We start from the raw sequence: 16,204 nt of genomic DNA, 5'->3' as shown, positions 1-16,204 counted from the left end.
ATGAGTTATGTTTTTAGCGACATGGAAAAATCAGAGATTTTCAACGCGGCTAATATTTGCAAAGGAATGAGGCTGAGCTCAAAACGAATTCAGTACGATGCGCTGAAAATAGCAGGGGCAAGCTGCGCCCCCCTGTACCAAAAGCTGTTCGATATTATTGGTGAAAAAGTTTCTGACGTTGTAACTGCCGATAAAGAGGCCGGAGAAGTGCTGAAAAGCGCCAGACTCTGGCTTGCCGTGGCCATTGATGCCAACGGTGGAAACGGTGCCTACTCTGCCCTGATTCGTGGTTACACCTCCCGCCAGGGTGAACTAAGACTGAATACAATTTTCAGTGAAGACCTGATGCAGCTTTCATCCAACCAGGTTGCCGTCAACTTCATCAATACCCTGATCAACGGATCCCTTGCCGGTCAACTGGCACCCTGGACCGTGCCGTCAATCAGCCAGATCGCAGAAATCGACGCCAGCGCGATTGGCGAGGCTCTGTTCAAGGAGGTTTGCGGGGAGGACGACACCGCCGTTAAGCGTAATGCCGGCTGGTCTGGAACGGTCGGTTTCAGCTTGTTAGGTGGAAAGCCTCCCTATGAAACGTGGAGACTGATCTCTGCGGGCGACCCGGATGCGGAAGATGGCGGCCCACCCATCCAGGCAAAGCCCAACCGGCTCGACGACTATAAAAACATTCTCTTCGCCATCGACGCCTACAGCGTCGGCCTGCGAGCGGCGATCAGCAATTTCGGCATCAATCCACTGCAAAGTCTGCTATCGGTCGTACCCGAGCAAATCAACATCGCGCTGGCCAGTGGCAGTGTGAATCCGCTGATTCAGCATGTAGTCAAAGGCACGCCTGTTGCCGCCGTGGTCGAGCTGATCTTGCGCTACGGCCAGAACGAATTTCTCGACATGTTCAAGCGCACTTACGACGGCGATTCTGCTGCCACACCCACCACCAACGACACCTTCGCCAGCAATGCTTACGCCTTCTTCTCGGCATTCTCCCCAGAGCAGTCGCAAAGCATCGTCACCCGAACAATAGGCGAGTTCGGCAATGCCAATGCATGGGCGAAACTGGCAGGCGAGGCGACGCCGCTCGGTCTGGCGTTGCGCAACTCTTTGCAGCAACTCAGTGAAGTCGTCATAGAGCGAGCCGACGGTTATCCCGACCGCAACCTCGAGCTTTACGATCCGCACACTGGCGAAGGCTTTATCACCGCGCAGTGGCTGGCGGACCGTGCGCAGATGCTCGCCCGTTTGATTGCCCGAACCCAAGGCTCGTTTGGAGAACACTCGCTGCAGCAGTTTTCCTACTCCGATCTCGCCTCCGGCAAACAGGCGCCGATGACCACCGGAGTGCTGAACTCGTTGGCCATGTTCGGTGATGACGGCGGGCGATCTTTCGCCGGTGGCGCCAATGCCGATCATCTGTATGGCGGCGAGGGCAATGACTCAATCGATGGGATGGCCGGTCACGATGTCATTGAAGGTGGTCACGGCAATGACTCGCTAACCGGAGGTGACGGCAATGATGAGTTGTACGGGATGGCCGGTGACGATGTTCTGATCGGAGGAAAGGGTAACGACTCCTTGATCGGGGGCGAAGGCAACGACCGTTATGAATTCGCCAGCGGCGATGGCATCGACGAGATTCTTGATGCCAACGCCGATGGGCAACTGTGGATCAATGGCGCACCGATTCCCGCACTCAAACGCCGCGCGCCTCTGAGCAATATCTGGTCTACCGAGGATCGGTCCATCACCCTGGCGCTTGTTGAAAACACCCTCAACATCAAATACGGCCAGGGCGATCTGGTGGTGATCAAAAACTTCCAGCCCGGGATGCTTGGCATCCGCCTCCCTGAATACGAGGGGCAGCCGCTCACTGCTGCGGATCTGACGCTTCAGGGCGACTGGAAAGCCAAAGACGCCGATCCCACTGTCCCCGGCGATCAGCCCTCCTTTGATGAGCTGGGCAACGTGGTGCTGCTGCCCAAGGTCAAACAGCGCAACAAGGCCGACGTACTTTACGGTTCCGCCGCAGACGATGTCATTCTCGGCCTGGGCGGTTCTGATCGATTGTTTGGCAAGGCTGGAGACGATCGGTTATTCGGCGACAAGCAGACGACAATCGAAAAGGCCATGGCCGACGGTGACGCCAAGGGCAAGGCGAATCGCGGAGACTGGCTCGACGGCGGGCAAGGTGACGATTTGCTTATCGGTACGGCATCCCGAGATGTTCTGCTCGGTGGCAATGACCGGGATACCTTGATCGGCGGTGCTGGCGACGATGTGTTATCCGGAGACGAAACCACCGGTGCGCTGGAACAAGGTTGGTCGGTTAAGCGCGCTGCCGTCACGATTGCTCGCGGTGTGACCAGTCACCGAGCGGTCTATTCAAAGGCCTCGATAAACAGTGCGCCCGAAGGCGGTAGTGACGTGCTGTATGGGCAGGGCGGCAAGGACATTATCAACGGCGGCTGGGGAGAGGACCTGCTTGACGGCGGAGCTGACGACGATTTTCTCAAAGGCGATCAAGGTAACGACACCCTGACCGGTGGCAGCGGCAACGACGTGATGCTTGGTGACAACCTCGATTGGGGCGGTGGCCTGCCCAGCAGACACCATGGCAACGATGTGCTGGACGGCGGCAGTGGTGATGATTCACTCGGCGGTAACGGTGGCAGCGACGCTTTGTATGGCGGCCCTGGCAACGACATTTTGCAGGGTGATGACGGCGTACTGGACGGCGTCGAAGGCGATGCCGCGCATTTTTTTGGCGATGATCTGCTGGACGGTGGCCTCGGCGATGACACGCTCTGGGGCGGCGGTGGCGATGATTTGCTCTTCGGCGGCGAAGGCCATGACGATCTGATCGGCGACAGCCCTGACCATCCGGTTCGTTATCACGGCAACGACTTTCTCGATGGCGGCGCGGGGAATGACACCCTGCGCGGCATGGGTGGCGCGGATACGCTGGTGGGTGGCGCAGGGGCTGATTTCCTCGATGGCGATGTGTCTGACCTGCAACCGGGCGGGAGCAACAACGACGTGCTTCAGGGCGGCGAAGGAAACGATACGTTACAGGGTGGTTTCGGTGCCGACACGCTGTACGGCGGCGCGGGTGACGACATTCTTGCCGGCGATTACGAAAACAGCGCTGAGGCCGAGCAGAATGCCGATTATCTGCACGGTGGCTCAGGCAACGACACGCTGCTCGGAGGCGCTGGCAACGACACCTTGCTGGGCGGGGAAGGGACGGACTACCTTCGCGGCGATTCTGGCGACAACGTGTTTGATGGCGGTCCCGGTGCTGACGTGCTGGATGGCATGGATGGCGCTGACATCTACTATTTCGGCGCTGGCGACGGTCTGGATATCGTCACCGATGCCGGCGGCCGCAACATCATCAGGTTCGGTGCAGGGTTTTGCGCGCAAAGCCTGAAGGCCGACGTTATCGACGCTACCGTCGGCACGGTGTTGCGACTGGCCAATGGCACGGGCGACGCGATACTCATCAAGAATCACGAGCGGTGGAAGGATTCCACATTCAGTTTCAGCGACGGCGTGGTACTTGATTACGCAGATGTCCTGCGCAACACATTGCCACCGATAGAGACGGCCGAGTCACCCGTACCGGAACCTGTCACCGCCCCGGCAACCCCTGAAAGCAAAGTTGCGGATCCGGTTAAGCCAGATGATGTGACCGCTGCGGCGCAAGGCCCAGTGGCATCTGTTCAAACGGTGAACTGGACCGATGAGTTCCTCGCGCAAATCAAGTCAAAACGCTCCGCCCGCAGACACGCCACAGGTTTTACCTTGAATGAGCAAGGCGTCTGGGTTCGCAGCCATATCACTACCACCGACACCGGTTACACCACTCACACCGAGCTGATCGATGGCAGCGTCGGAGCGGGAGCACTGTCTGAAACGCCGCCATGGATGAAGGTTGATGCAGGGCACGCCGTGGTCAGTGAAAGGCAGTCGACAACCACAACCCGTGTCGAACATAAACCGGTGAAAGCCGAGGGAGCAATGCCTTCCTCTGCTCAGGCGCCTCGCTATTATCGATCCGGTTCGGCCAACGGGTTTTCATTCAATACGGGCGACGTATTGGTTGAGGGCCGAAAGGAATCCGGCGCGCTTGAAGGCTGGTACGTCTATCCGGCGGCAAGCTTCAGTTCGGGCGCAACAGTGCCCAAGGCGTTTCGCTGGGATGTCACAACTGAAACGATCAAACGCAAAATCGTCCATGGCGACGATGCCGGCGGGCGAGTCAACGTCGAAGTGGAAAACGTTTTCCACGGCGGCGCGGGTGATGATCTGATCGTCGCTTATGCAGGCTCCCCACTTGACTACGGCACTGTCGGCGACAGAACACCGGGCGCGTTTTTATCCGCAGGTGCAGGTGACGATACCTTGCTGGGCGCCGAGGGCGCCGACTATCTGGTCAGCGGGGCAGGGGATGACTGGCTTTACGGCGAAGACGGCGCCGACACCTACATCGTGCAAGCGTACGCCGCAGCGACCACCACGATTGCGGATGTGCCGAACCCTGTTTTCCACCGCGCAGAAGTTGGCGCAGCGGAGTGGAAAGACGAGTACGGAATGTCCGATCAGGACACGGTCGTCCTTCCAGCAGGCGCGCAGCGCGATGCACTGCAATTGAGCTGGGGTGCTGCGCTGATAGAGACCACTCATGTCGAGCTGGAGCCCAACCCGGATCGCGCGGCTTACCGCAACCCGCCGAAAGCGAAAATGCTTCATCCGACACTCGATATCCAATGGGGCGGGACGCAAAAAGTCCGCATCGTCTTGCCCCACAACGGTGAACTTGAGGGGGCCGGTATTGAACTCGTCAAGTTCGCCGATGGGTCGGTCGCAAGTTTGAAGCAGCTCCTGGAATCAAGTCAGCTCGGCTCTGCGCCCGAGACTTTTCATACGGGTGTCATCGTCAACCATCCCATCCGTTCAACTTCCTTGCGAGACGAACGAGCGCTGCCACTCGTGGGCGGTCGGGGCAACGACACGATAAGCGGCGCGGGGGAGATCCGAGGCATGCACGGGGATGACGTGCTCACGGGCAGCCTCGGTGATGATCTGCTGGTGGGTGGGTCGGGCAATGACACGCTGACCGGCGGTGCTGGAAATGATATCTACCGATACGATGGCCTCGGCAGGGACGTAATCATCAACAACGGAGGCGGCCTGGACGGGATCGATTTTTCCGAACGCAGGCTGACGATCGACAACCTGAAGTTTCACCGTGAGCGTGATGATCTGGTGATCGTGGTCGACTACGGCATGGCACCGAAAATCCGGGTTTCCAGGCACTTTGCCGAAGGTGAAAGCGCTATTGGCTTCATAAGAGTCAGCGAAGGAACAGCGACTCAAGACTACAGCGCGACGCAGATTGCCGAGCGCCTGCACCCGCTTCCGCCATTAAGGGATGTCGAGGATATTTTGATAAAGGGCGACGATGAAGCGCAGCGGGCCATGAGGGAAATCATTGAGTTCTACGAACTGAATGTCTGACAAGACGACCGATTGAGCCGGCCCGCGATGGCAATTCAGTCGCCATAGCGGGCCTCGCGTCACCTCAATACTGGGTCAGATCCGCCAACGGATGCCGTCCCTCCCAGACTTTATGAAAGTGTGCCTCGACCACCGCATCCGGCACGCTACTGATATCCGGCCAGTGCCAGTGCGGCTTCTGATCCTTGTCGATCAACCGCGCACGCACGCCTTCGCTGAATTCCGGATGACGGCAGCAATTGAGGCTCAGGGTGTATTCCATCTGGAATACTTCGGCCAGCGACATGTGCCGCGCGCGGCTGATCTGTTCCCAAACCAGATGCGCGGTCAGCGGCGAGCCCTCGGTCATGGTTTTCGCCGCTCGGGCGATCAATGGATCGCTGCTGTCGAGGTGCAGACTGATGGCTTTCCACGCACAGGTGACGTCGCTGACATCGAGCAGTTCGTCGATCAGCTGGCGACGCGGCAGCCACTGCGCTTCGGGCATTTGCTCAAGTGCCTCCTGCTGCAGAGCCTTGAGCAGGCTGTTGAGCTGCATGGCGGTCTGTTCCTGCCAGTTCAATTGCAGCAAGCCTTCGATCAATTGCGGTTGCTGTTCGTCGAGCAGGAAACGGTCGGCCAGATCCAGATCCAGTGCATCACGGCCGTTGATGTGCGCGCCGGTCAGGCCGAGAAACAAGCCGAGCTTGCCCGGCAATCGGGCGAGAAACCAACTGGCGCCGACGTCCGGATACAGTCCAATAGTGATTTCCGGCATCGCCAGACGGCTGCTCGGCGTGACGATCCGCGTGCTCGCGCCCTGCAGCAGACCCATGCCGCCACCGAGCACATAACCGTGACCCCAGCAGATCAGCGGCTTGGGATAGGTATGCAGGCTGTAATCGAGGCGATATTCCGCGCTGAAAAACTGCGCGGCCAACGGCGGGACTTCGCCGGGGTGAGCGCGGCAGGCTTCGACCAGGCTGCGCACCTCACCGCCGGCGCAGAAGGCTTTGGCGCCGTTGCCGCGCAGCAGCACGCAGACGATTTGCGGGTCATTGGCCCAGGCGTTCAATTTGTCGCTGAGGGCGTTGATCATCGACAGTGACAGCGCGTTCAACGATTTTTCGGCATCCAGGCTGGCGATGCCGATGCGTGCGCCGTCGGTGCCGGTAAGTTCTTCGAAGTGCAGATTCATCGTGACCTCGATCGGAAATTTGAGCGATCAGTATGATCGCTATGGGGGAAAGTGCCGGATCTGCGTCAGATCAATTGACAAGCGTGGTCGGCTTTCCTAGGGTTCGCCCCATTGTTTTTGCCGGAAATGACCATGACTGCTGACGACCGTATCAAACTCGAACCGAGCTGGAAGGAGGCACTGCGTGCTGAGTTCGACCAGCCTTACATGGCAGAGTTGCGCAGCTTTCTGCAGCAGGAGCGGGCAGCCGGCAAGGAGATCTATCCGCCGGGACCGCTGATTTTCAACGCACTGAACTCAACGCCGCTGGACAAGGTGAAAGTGGTGATCCTCGGCCAGGACCCGTACCACGGCCCGGGCCAGGCCCACGGTCTGTGTTTCTCGGTGCAACCGGGCGTGCCGGCGCCGCCGTCGCTGGTCAACATCTATAAAGAGCTGAAACGCGACCTCAATATCGACATTCCCAACCACGGCTACCTGCAGAGCTGGGCCGAACAGGGCGTGCTGCTGCTCAACACCACCATGACGGTTGAGCGCGCCAACGCCAACGCGCACAAGGACAAGGGCTGGCAACACTTCACCGACCGCATCATTGAGGTGGTCAGCGAACGGCAGCCGCATCTGGTGTTCATGCTCTGGGGCGCCCATGCGCAGAGCAAGCAGAAGCTGATCGACGCGACCAAGCACCTGGTGCTGACCTCGGTGCATCCGTCGCCGTTGTCGGCCTATCGCGGGTTTTTGGGCTGTGGGCATTTCAGCCGGACCAACAAGTTTCTCGAACAGAATGGCGAAACGCCGATCGACTGGCGCTTGCCACCGATTTGATGTGTCGACCGGGTTGGCCCCTTCGCGAGCAGGCTCGCTCCCACAGGAATTGTGTGCAAGCCACAAACCCCCTGTGGGAGCGAGCCTGCTCGCGAAAAGAGCGACCCGATCTCGCAGACTTAGGCGGGATGACGATTCCAGTACTTGAACAACGGCTCCGCCAGAAACAGCACAAACAACAGCCGCATCACCTGCATCGCCGTCACCAGCGGCACCGACAGTTGCAGGGTCTCCGCCGTCAGGCTCATCTCGGCGATCCCGCCGGGCATCATGCCCAGGGTCAGCGAACGCAGATCCAGATGGGTCAATGCACTCAAGCCCAGCGCCGCCAGCGACGCGATCAACATGGTCAGCGCCGTGCCGATCAACGTCCGGCCCATGAACGACGGCGCGCGGCGGAAGAACTGCCGATTGAAGTGACAGCCCAGGCCGCTGCCAATCAGCCATTGGCCGATCTGACTGCCGCCATTGGGCAAACCGATGTGCAGATCCCAGGTGATGCTGACCGCTGCACTGACCAGTAACGGCCCGAACAGCCATGGATTGGGTTGGCGCAGACGCTGCCAGAGCCAGGCGAGCAGGGCGCCCGCCGGAAACAGAATTGCCAGCCAGCGCCAATCGACGCTGCCGGCGTGAGAAATCGGCGTGCCGTCACCGAGCAGATACTTGAACGCCGCCGGCACGCACAACACCACCACCAACACCCGCAGACTCTGCCCGGCCGCGACATGGCTGAGCAGTGCACCGTTACGCGCGCCGAGGTTGACCATCTCCCCGGAACCACCGGGCATGCTTGAGAAAAACGCCGTGGCGCGATCCTCGCCGGTGCGGCGCATCAGCCATACGCCGACCACCGCCGACAGGCTGGTGACCAATGCACCGAAGAAAATCAAACCGAAATGACTGAGCACCTGTTCCATCACCAGCGGGGTGAAGTGCAGGCCGATACCGATGCCGACGATCCACTGGCCGCACTTGCGCCCGCCAGGGATTTCCGCCAGTTGCCACGGCGTCAGGCAGCGCACCAGGATGATCGCCAGCAACGAGCCGACCATCCACGGTAGCGGCCAGCCGATCTGACTGGCGATGAAACCGCCAAGCAGACCGACCAGCGGGGTGCCCCACCAGGCTTTCAGGGACAAGCGATCAAACATCGGCAATGACGCGCCGTGCCGCCGAACGTTTACGCCAGATGCGAATCAGCGGCATCAGCAGCATGATCGCGGTGAGGATCCAGCAACCGAAGGTGATCGGACTCGACCAGAGAATCTCCAACGCGCCATTGGAGATCGACAGCGCGCGACGCAGGTTCTGCTCCATCAGGCCACCGAGGATGAAGCCCAGCAGCAGCGGCGACAGCGGGAAATCCAGCTTGCGCAGGATGTAACCGAAGATGCCGATACCGATCATCAGGAACAGATCGAAGGTGGTCGCGTGCACCGCGTAAACGCCGATCCCGGTGATGATCGCGATGATCGGCACCAGCGCCCAGTTCGGCACGGCGAGGATGCGGGTGAATACGCGGATCATCGGGATGTTGAGGATCACCAGCATCACGTTGGCGATGAACAACGACGCGATCAGACCCCAGACGATGTCCGGTTGCTGTTGGAACAGCAGTGGACCCGGGGTGATGTTGTACAGCGACAGCGCGCCGATCATCACCGCAGTTGTGCCCGAACCCGGAACGCCGAGGGTCAGCATCGGAACGAGAGCGCCGCACGCCGCGCCGCCGATTGCGGTCTCTGGCGCGGCCAGACCACGCGGATCACCTTCACCGAATTTGCCGCTGGTGCCAGCGATGCGCTTCTCGGTCATGTAGGCCACGGCACTGGCGAGCGTTGCGCCGGCACCGGGCAGCACGCCCATGATGAAACCGAGCACGCCGCAGCGCACGTTGACGACGAAAACCGACGCCGCTTCCTTGAAGTTGAACATCATCCGGCCGGTGGCTTTCACCGCTTCCTGGCCGTGGTGGGTCTTTTCCAGCAGCAGGAGGATTTCGCTGATCGAGAACAGACCCAGCACCAGCACCACGAACTGGATGCCGTCGGTCAGGTGAATGTTGTCGCCGGTGAAACGGTACACGCCACTGTTGGCGTCGATGCCGACGGTGGAAAGGAACAGGCCGATCAGCGCCGCAATAAAGGTCTTCAACGGTCGATCACCAGCCATGCCGCCGAGACAGACAATCGCGAACACCATCAACACGAAGTATTCCGCCGGTCCGAAGGCAATCGCCCATTTCGCCAGCAGCGGCGCAAACAGCACCATGCCGCAGGTGGCGATGAACGCGCCGATGAACGAACTCCACGCCGACAGTGACAGCGCGACACCGGCCATACCTTTACGAGCCATCGGGTAGCCGTCGAGGGTGGTCATGACGGTGGAAGCTTCACCCGGAATGTTCAGCAGGATCGAGCTGATCCGGCCACCGTATTCGCAGCCCAGATACACCGCCGCGAGCAGGATCAGCGCCGACTCCGGCGGCAGGCCGAGCGCGAACGCGATCGGAATCAGCAACGCCACGCCATTGATCGGACCAAGGCCCGGCAACAGGCCGACGACGGTGCCGATCAGGGTGCCGCACAGGGCGGTCACCAGGTTGTACGGGCTCAGCGCGACGCCGAAGCCCTGACCCAAATAGCCAAGGGTATCCATATCAGTTCTCCAGGACGCTGAGCAGGCCGAGGGGCAGCGGAACATCCATCAAGCGATCGAACAGCAGATAGAGACCAACCGCCATCAGGCTGATGATGACCACGCTCGGCAGCCAGCGGCCGCCATAGAGACGGGCCATCGGTACGCCGGTAATGATGCTGGCCACGATGAAGCCAAGGGGTTCGAAGGTGCCGGCAAACACCAGCAGCAACACCACGCACAGACCGATCTTGGTCAGGGTTTCGCGATCCAGCGGCGGCTCATCCGGGTTGTGTTTGATGGGGGCCGGGCGAACCACCATGTACAGCAGCGCCAGCCCCATCAGGCCGAGCATCAGCAGCGGAAAGGCGCGTGGGCCGACGGGTTCATAGGAAAAAGCCGCTTGGTACGGCCACGCCATCAGTGCCAGGCCGGCACACACCAGCAGCAACACCGAGGCGAAAATGCGTTGAATAAGCATGGGAGCTCCTGTGCTGCGTCCCCGCGTAGGAGACGCAGCCACTAGACAGAGACGATCACTGGATCAGGCCGAACTCTTTGGCCAGCACTTTGTAGTCGGCGACCTGCTTCTTCACGTAGGTGTCCAGTTCCGGGCCGGTCATGGCGAACGGGAACAGCTCACGCTGATCGCGCAGCTTGGCGAACTCGTCGGAAGCCAGCAGTTTGTCGAACGAGTCTTTCCACCAGGCGTAGTCTTCGTCGCTGACTTTTGGCCCGAGGTAGAAGCCGCGCACCACCGGCCAGACGATGTCGTAGCCTTGCTCGCGAGCGGTCGGGATGTCCTTCATTTCCGGTTCGTCGAGACGCTTGTCCGAGAACACCGCGAGCAGACGCATGTCACCGCTCTGGATGTGCGGCATGGAGTCGGAGATGTCGGTACTGCCGACCTGGATGTGACCGCCGAGCAGAGCCGTGGCGATTTCACCGCCGCCTTCGAGTGCCACATAACGCAGCTCGCGCGGGTTGATGCCGGCGGCCTTGGCGATCAGTGCGGTCTGCATCCAGTCCTGGCTGCCGACGGTGCCGCCGGAGCCGATAACCACCGAGCCTGGATCTTTCTTCAACGCCTGAACGAGATCATCGAGGGTCTTGTAGGGCGAATCGCTTTTCACTGCGATGGCACCGTAGCTGGTGCCGACGGCCGCGAGCCAGCGCACGTTGGTTTCATCGAAGCGACCGAACTTGCCCTGGGCCAGGTTCAGCAGCGAACCGCTCGACCACGCCACCAGCGTGCCGGCATCCGCCGGACGTTGCGCGACCACCGCGTTGTACGCCACCGCGCCGACACCGCCGGGCATGTAGGTGACGCGCATCGGCTTGCTCAGCAACTTCTGGTTGACCAGTGCGCTCTGCACCAGTTTGCAGGTCAGGTCGAAACCACCGCCGGGGGAGGCGGGGGCGATGCATTCCGGACGTTTCGGCTCGGCCATGAGTTGGCCGGCAAACAGCATCGCGCCAGCGGCGAGAGCAACTTTACGCAGTGATACGTTCATTTGAGTCTCCAGAGGAGTTGTTGTTATGGATGGACCGAATGACCAAAGGGCAACGCGAAAACCTAGCGGCAGGCGCAGTTTTCTCGCGGCGCGCGCGCAACGACTGAAACAACGGAGGGGAAACAGGACTGCGGCGAGAAGCCGACGGTGCAACGGTGGAATCGAGCTAGGCGAGCAGGCATTACAGCCTCGGTGCGCATGGAGGGCATGCTGGGGTACTCCGTTATTGTTCTTATGAGTCGAAAACGCTTCATGGCGTTTTGCGTTGCGCTGTGTGGCGGCAGCGGCGACAGTCGAAACTGTCCGTGGGCCGACTCTAACCGGCTAACCTTTCAACAACCTTTCAGTTGTCTTTCACGGTTTTCGGGCTTCACAGCGGCGGTTGCGGCTGTAAACTCCGCGACAAAGCGTGGCGTCGGCCAACCCTGAACGAGGTAAAAATCCATGCGTGTCCTGCTCGTCGAAGACCATTTGCAACTGGCCGAAAGCGTGGCTCAGGCGCTCAAGAGCACCGGTCTGACGGTGGATGTGTTGCACGATGGCGTAGCTGCCGACCTGGCGTTGGGCAGCGAGGAATACGCCGTGGCGATCCTCGATGTCGGTCTGCCGCGCATGGACGGTTTCGAGGTGCTGGCGCGGCTGCGTGCTCGCGGCAAAAACCTGCCGGTGTTGATGCTGACCGCGCGCAGCGACGTCAAGGATCGCGTGCATGGCCTCAATCTCGGTGCTGACGACTACCTGGCCAAGCCGTTCGAACTGACGGAACTGGAAGCGCGGGTCAAAGCCTTGCTGCGCCGCAGTGTCCTCGGCGGCGAGCGTCAGCAGCGCTGTGGTGTGCTGGCTTACGACCTCGATACGCGGCGCTTCACCCTCGGCGACGAACTGCTGACCCTCACCTCGCGCGAGCAAGCCGTTCTCGAAGCGTTGATCGCGCGGCCGGGGCGAGTGATGAGCAAGGAACAACTGGCCGCGCAGGTGTTCGGCCTCGACGAAGAAGCCAGCCCCGACGCCATCGAAATCTACGTGCACCGCTTGCGCAAGAAACTCGATGGCCAGCCCGTGGCCATCGTCACCTTCCGTGGCCTCGGCTATCTGCTGGAAAGCCGCGATGCATAAGCCCAGCAGCCTGCGCTGGCGGTTGCTGTGGAACCTTGGATGGTTGCTGGTGGTGCTGATGCTCGCCAGCGGCTTGAGTGCTTACTGGAACGGTCGCGAAGCCGCCGACACCGCGTATGACCGCACGCTGCTGGCCTCGGCACGCACCATCGCTGCCGGGTTGTCGCAGCGCGATGGCAGCCTCAGCGCCGATGTGCCTTACGTGGCGCTGGACACCTTCGCCTACGACAGCGCCGGGCGCATCTATTACCAGGTCAACGACATTCACCAGAAGCTGATTTCCGGCTACGAAAATCTTCCCGGGCCACCGCCCGGCACGCCGCGCACCGACAGCTATCCGGCGCTGGCGCGCTTTTACAACGCGAAGTACAACGGCCAGAACGTGCGCGTGGTCAGCCTGCTCAAGGCCGTAAGCGAGCCGAACATGAACGGCATGGCGGAGATCCGCGTGGCTGAAACCGACGAAGCGCGGGTCAGCATGGCGCGCAGTCTGGCGGCCGATACGTTGCTGCGCCTGGGCATGCTGGCCGTGGGCGCATTGTTGCTGGTGTGGTTCGCGGTGAGTGCGGCGTTGCGCCCGCTGGAGCGGTTAAGAACCGCCGTTGAGGAACGCCAGCCCGACGACTTGCGGCCACTGCCGTTGGTGGAAGTGCAGCATGAACTGGGACCCTTGGTCCGCGCGCTCAATCATTTCACCGAAAGGCTACGCGGCCAGTTCGAGCGGCAGGCGCAGTTCATCGCCGATGCCGCTCACGAGTTGCGCACGCCGCTGGCGGCACTCAAGGCACGCCTGGAATTGGGCCTGCGCTCAAACGAACCGGAAACCTGGCGCACCACCCTTGAGTCATCCGCACAAAGCACCGATCGCCTGACCCATCTGGCCAATCAGCTGCTGTCGCTGGCCCGGGTCGAAAACGGTGCGCGGGCGATTGCCGAGGGCGGCGCGCAGTTGCTCGATCTGAGTCAATTGGCCCGAGAGCTGGGCATGGCCATGGCGCCTTTGGCGCACAAACGGGGTGTGGCGTTGGCGCTGGAGGCGGATGAACCGGTGTGGCTGCGTGGTGAACCGACCTTGCTCAACGAACTGTTGAGCAATCTGGTCGACAACGCGCTGGCGCATACGCCACCAGGCGGCAATGTGATTTTGCGGGTGACGGCGCCGGCGGTGCTTGAGGTTGAGGACGACGGGCCCGGGATCCCGCTGCATGAGCGCGATCGGGTGTTCGAGCGGTTTTACCGGCGTAATCAGCAGGTCGCCGGCTCAGGTCTGGGCTTGGCGATTGTCGGCGAGATCTGTCGCGCGCATCTGGCGCAGATCACCTTGCATGATGGCGAGCAGGCAGGGTTGAAGGTGCGGGTCAGCTTTATTGCCGGGTAATACTTTTGTGACCAGGGGTTTTTGTGGCGAGGGGATTTATCCCCGCTCGGCTGCGCAGCAGTCGCGGTTCGGATCGCAGAGTCTAGGGTCGCTTCGCAACCCAACGGGGATAAATCCCCTCACCGCAGGTCAGTAGAACATCGACCGCGATTCTTCCAGATCCGCGCAGAACTGCTTGTTCTCCGGATCAATCCCCAGCTTCCTGAACGCCGGCACGCTAAACGGGTCAATCCGCGCAAACGGATGATCGGTGTCCTTGCGGCAATACAAATTGGCCACTTGCACGACATCGACGTAATCGATGCGCGTCGAGTCGCGGCTGAAGTCTTGATACAGCAACGGCAAATGCACCAGGCGCTCGGGAAACTCCCAGACCCGCAGCAATTTCTCGCCCAGCAATGGGTGAATCTGCTCGATCACATGGGTCAGGCTGACCGCATCCGAGAGCAGTTCATTGTGGTCTTCGGCGTAAGTCAGAATCGGCAGCACGCCAATCTGATGCACCAACCCGCCGAGTGCCGCCTGATCGGGTTTGAGCTGGGTGTGGCGACGACACAGCGCATAGCTGACGCCAGCGATTTCCAGACTGCTGCGCCAGACTTCGCGCATCTTCTGTTCGACCACTTCGGAGCGGGCATTGAAGATCTGCTCCATCACTAGACCGATCGCCAGGTTGCTGCTGTAGTTGATGCCCAAACGGGTAATGGCGGTGTGCAGGTCGGTGACTTCCTGCGCAGCGCGCAGCAGCGGACTGTTGACCACTTTGATCAGGCGCGCCGACAGCGCGGTGTCGCGGCCGATGACTTTGCTCAGATCGCTGACGCTGATTTCCGGATCCTCGGCGGCCTTGCGAATCTGCAGGGCCACTTCCGGCAACGTTGGCAGAACCAGGTCATCGTTATCGATGGCCGCAACCAAATCCTGTTGGACCTTTTCCGCCAGTTCGCTCATTTGGACTCTCTAGGGTGTTGCAACAATGCTGCGATCAACGCTGGATTTCGCGGTCGCGATCCAGTTCGTAAGGCAGGTCGAGCACGTGCAACGCGGGGCCTTCGAGGGCGCCCAGACGCAAATCACCGGCTTCGGCAGCTTCGGCCTGCAACACGGCCAGGAGTTCAATGTTTCCCTCGGCATTGGCCGCCAGCACCACTTCGCCGATCGAGCTGTTGTGGCTGGGCGCGAACAACTGAGTGCCGGGCTCCGGCAACTCGGCCGCGTCGAGGCGCAGGCGGTACAGGCGCCGCTTGAGCTTGCCCAGATACTGCATGCGCGCGACGATTTCCTGGCCGGTGTAGCAACCTTTCTTGAAGCTCACGCCGCCGACCGCCTGCAAATTGAGCATCTGCGGGATAAACAGCTCGCGGGTGGAAGGCATGACCTGGCCGATACCGGCGCGGATCTGGCCCAGCAGCCATTGATTCAGTTCGCCCTCAGCCAGCGTGGCGGACAGTCGGCTTTGAATGTTTGGCGCCTGAGCGGCAGACACCCAGAGTTCGGCGCGCTCGGGCGAAACGCGAATTGCGATCAGGCCTTCGTTGCGCACAACGCTGTCGGTTTCGGCGGGCAGTGCCAGACCGAGGCTGGTCAGGGCTGCGTCGCCATGCGCCAGACCGAAGCGCACCCAGGCGGCGCTTTCGTCGGTCAGTTTCGATTTGGAGAACACCGCGTACTTTTTCAGGTCGGCCAGTTGCGGTTCGAGCAGCTCGCTGGCCATCGCCATCACCACGCCGTCACCTTCAAGCAGGATGCGGAAGCTCGACTGCATCCGGCCTTTCTGTGTGCAGCGGGCGCCAAGGCTGGCGCGGGTGTCGCTCAGGTAATTGATGTTGCAGGTCAACTGGCCTTGCAGGAATTTTCCGGCGTCCGCACCGCGAACCGCGAGTACGCCTTCATGAGACAGGGTGCAGAAAAAAGCAGAATCGGCCATGGGTCATCGCAGGGTAAATAGACTGGGGCACATCATAAGGGGGCAGGGTTGAAATGGGTAGTTGATAAAGGATTACGGGTGCCCGACCAAAGCCG

11 protein-coding genes are annotated in these 16,204 nt (G+C 60.8%); 4 read left to right on the top strand and 7 right to left on the bottom strand.

Features of this window, described 5'->3' with window-relative positions; genetic code table 11:
- Entirely contained in the window at positions 1-5,532 is a 5,532-nt protein-coding gene (locus AC0Z5Z_RS08010) for a calcium-binding protein (protein WP_290127525.1), read from the top strand.
- Between the two features lie 64 nt (positions 5,533-5,596).
- Here AC0Z5Z_RS08010 and AC0Z5Z_RS08005 read toward each other — a convergent pair whose 3' ends face one another.
- Complete coding sequence (locus AC0Z5Z_RS08005) at positions 5,597-6,709, bottom strand: enoyl-CoA hydratase/isomerase family protein (protein WP_252877640.1); 1,113 nt, start codon at positions 6,707-6,709, stop codon at positions 5,597-5,599.
- A 132-nt stretch (positions 6,710-6,841) separates the two neighbouring features.
- Here AC0Z5Z_RS08005 and ung point away from each other — a divergent pair, with 132 nt between their 5' ends.
- A complete protein-coding gene (ung, locus tag AC0Z5Z_RS08000) occupies positions 6,842-7,534 on the top strand; it encodes a uracil-DNA glycosylase (protein ID WP_252877641.1) in 693 nt (230 codons plus the stop codon).
- A 119-nt stretch (positions 7,535-7,653) separates the two neighbouring features.
- On the opposite strand, the gene AC0Z5Z_RS07995 is transcribed toward ung, so the two are convergent.
- The 4 genes from AC0Z5Z_RS07995 to AC0Z5Z_RS07980 are packed head-to-tail and all read right to left on the bottom strand — an operon-like array spanning position 7,654 to position 11,688.
- Positions 7,654-8,688: an AbrB family transcriptional regulator gene (locus AC0Z5Z_RS07995; protein ID WP_056783516.1), complete on the bottom strand. Its 1,035-nt coding sequence runs from the start codon at positions 8,686-8,688 to the stop codon at positions 7,654-7,656.
- Entirely contained in the window at positions 8,681-10,195 is a 1,515-nt protein-coding gene (locus tag AC0Z5Z_RS07990) for a tripartite tricarboxylate transporter permease (RefSeq protein ID WP_016771277.1), read from the bottom strand. The genes AC0Z5Z_RS07995 and AC0Z5Z_RS07990 overlap by 8 nt, the downstream gene beginning before the upstream one ends.
- Position 10,196: 1 nt before the next feature.
- Entirely contained in the window at positions 10,197-10,655 is a 459-nt protein-coding gene (locus tag AC0Z5Z_RS07985) for a tripartite tricarboxylate transporter TctB family protein (protein WP_095180598.1), read from the bottom strand.
- A 55-nt stretch (positions 10,656-10,710) separates the two neighbouring features.
- Positions 10,711-11,688 (bottom strand): Bug family tripartite tricarboxylate transporter substrate binding protein, encoded by a 978-nt coding sequence (locus tag AC0Z5Z_RS07980; RefSeq protein WP_024011991.1) that lies wholly within the window; start codon positions 11,686-11,688, stop codon positions 10,711-10,713.
- Positions 11,689-12,132: 444 nt separating this feature from the next.
- On the opposite strand from AC0Z5Z_RS07980, the gene AC0Z5Z_RS07975 reads away from it, so the two are divergent.
- Both AC0Z5Z_RS07975 and AC0Z5Z_RS07970 read left to right on the top strand, forming a co-directional pair.
- Positions 12,133-12,804 carry a response regulator gene (locus tag AC0Z5Z_RS07975; RefSeq protein WP_024011992.1) on the top strand — a complete coding sequence of 224 codons (672 nt, stop codon included), beginning with the start codon at positions 12,133-12,135 and terminating at the stop codon, positions 12,802-12,804.
- The gene (locus AC0Z5Z_RS07970) at positions 12,797-14,182 is read left to right on the top strand and encodes a sensor histidine kinase (protein ID WP_039760888.1); all 1,386 of its coding nucleotides are present in this window, start codon (positions 12,797-12,799) and stop codon (positions 14,180-14,182) included. The genes AC0Z5Z_RS07975 and AC0Z5Z_RS07970 overlap by 8 nt, the downstream gene beginning before the upstream one ends.
- A 129-nt stretch (positions 14,183-14,311) precedes the next feature.
- Here AC0Z5Z_RS07970 and AC0Z5Z_RS07965 read toward each other — a convergent pair whose 3' ends face one another.
- Positions 14,312-15,133 (bottom strand): HDOD domain-containing protein, encoded by an 822-nt coding sequence (locus AC0Z5Z_RS07965; RefSeq protein ID WP_016770675.1) that lies wholly within the window; start codon positions 15,131-15,133, stop codon positions 14,312-14,314.
- Between the two features lie 34 nt (positions 15,134-15,167).
- Positions 15,168-16,109 (bottom strand): CAF17-like 4Fe-4S cluster assembly/insertion protein YgfZ, encoded by a 942-nt coding sequence (ygfZ, locus tag AC0Z5Z_RS07960; RefSeq protein WP_485610941.1) that lies wholly within the window; start codon positions 16,107-16,109, stop codon positions 15,168-15,170.
- Positions 16,110-16,204 lie beyond the last annotated feature (95 nt).

It is taken from the genome of Pseudomonas sp. 1L-E-NC-VB-C3 (assembly GCF_057291535.1).
The sequence above is the reverse complement of the archived record's forward strand: the minus strand, read 5'-3'. Positions and strand labels throughout refer to the sequence as shown.

Excerpts from the sequence above, each read along its gene's own strand:
- AC0Z5Z_RS08010 (WP_290127525.1), top strand. The coding sequence starts at position 1 with ATGAGTTATGTTTTTAGCGACATGGAAAAATCAGAGATTTTCAACGCG.
- AC0Z5Z_RS08005 (WP_252877640.1), bottom strand. The coding sequence starts at position 6,709 with ATGAATCTGCACTTCGAAGAACTTACCGGCACCGACGGCGCACGCATC.
- ung (WP_252877641.1), top strand. The coding sequence starts at position 6,842 with ATGACTGCTGACGACCGTATCAAACTCGAACCGAGCTGGAAGGAGGCA.
- AC0Z5Z_RS07995 (WP_056783516.1), bottom strand. The coding sequence starts at position 8,688 with ATGTTTGATCGCTTGTCCCTGAAAGCCTGGTGGGGCACCCCGCTGGTC.
- AC0Z5Z_RS07990 (WP_016771277.1), bottom strand. The coding sequence starts at position 10,195 with ATGGATACCCTTGGCTATTTGGGTCAGGGCTTCGGCGTCGCGCTGAGC.
- AC0Z5Z_RS07985 (WP_095180598.1), bottom strand. The coding sequence starts at position 10,655 with ATGCTTATTCAACGCATTTTCGCCTCGGTGTTGCTGCTGGTGTGTGCC.
- AC0Z5Z_RS07980 (WP_024011991.1), bottom strand. The coding sequence starts at position 11,688 with ATGAACGTATCACTGCGTAAAGTTGCTCTCGCCGCTGGCGCGATGCTG.
- AC0Z5Z_RS07975 (WP_024011992.1), top strand. The coding sequence starts at position 12,133 with ATGCGTGTCCTGCTCGTCGAAGACCATTTGCAACTGGCCGAAAGCGTG.
- AC0Z5Z_RS07970 (WP_039760888.1), top strand. The coding sequence starts at position 12,797 with ATGCATAAGCCCAGCAGCCTGCGCTGGCGGTTGCTGTGGAACCTTGGA.
- AC0Z5Z_RS07965 (WP_016770675.1), bottom strand. The coding sequence starts at position 15,133 with ATGAGCGAACTGGCGGAAAAGGTCCAACAGGATTTGGTTGCGGCCATC.
- ygfZ (WP_485610941.1), bottom strand. The coding sequence starts at position 16,109 with ATGGCCGATTCTGCTTTTTTCTGCACCCTGTCTCATGAAGGCGTACTC.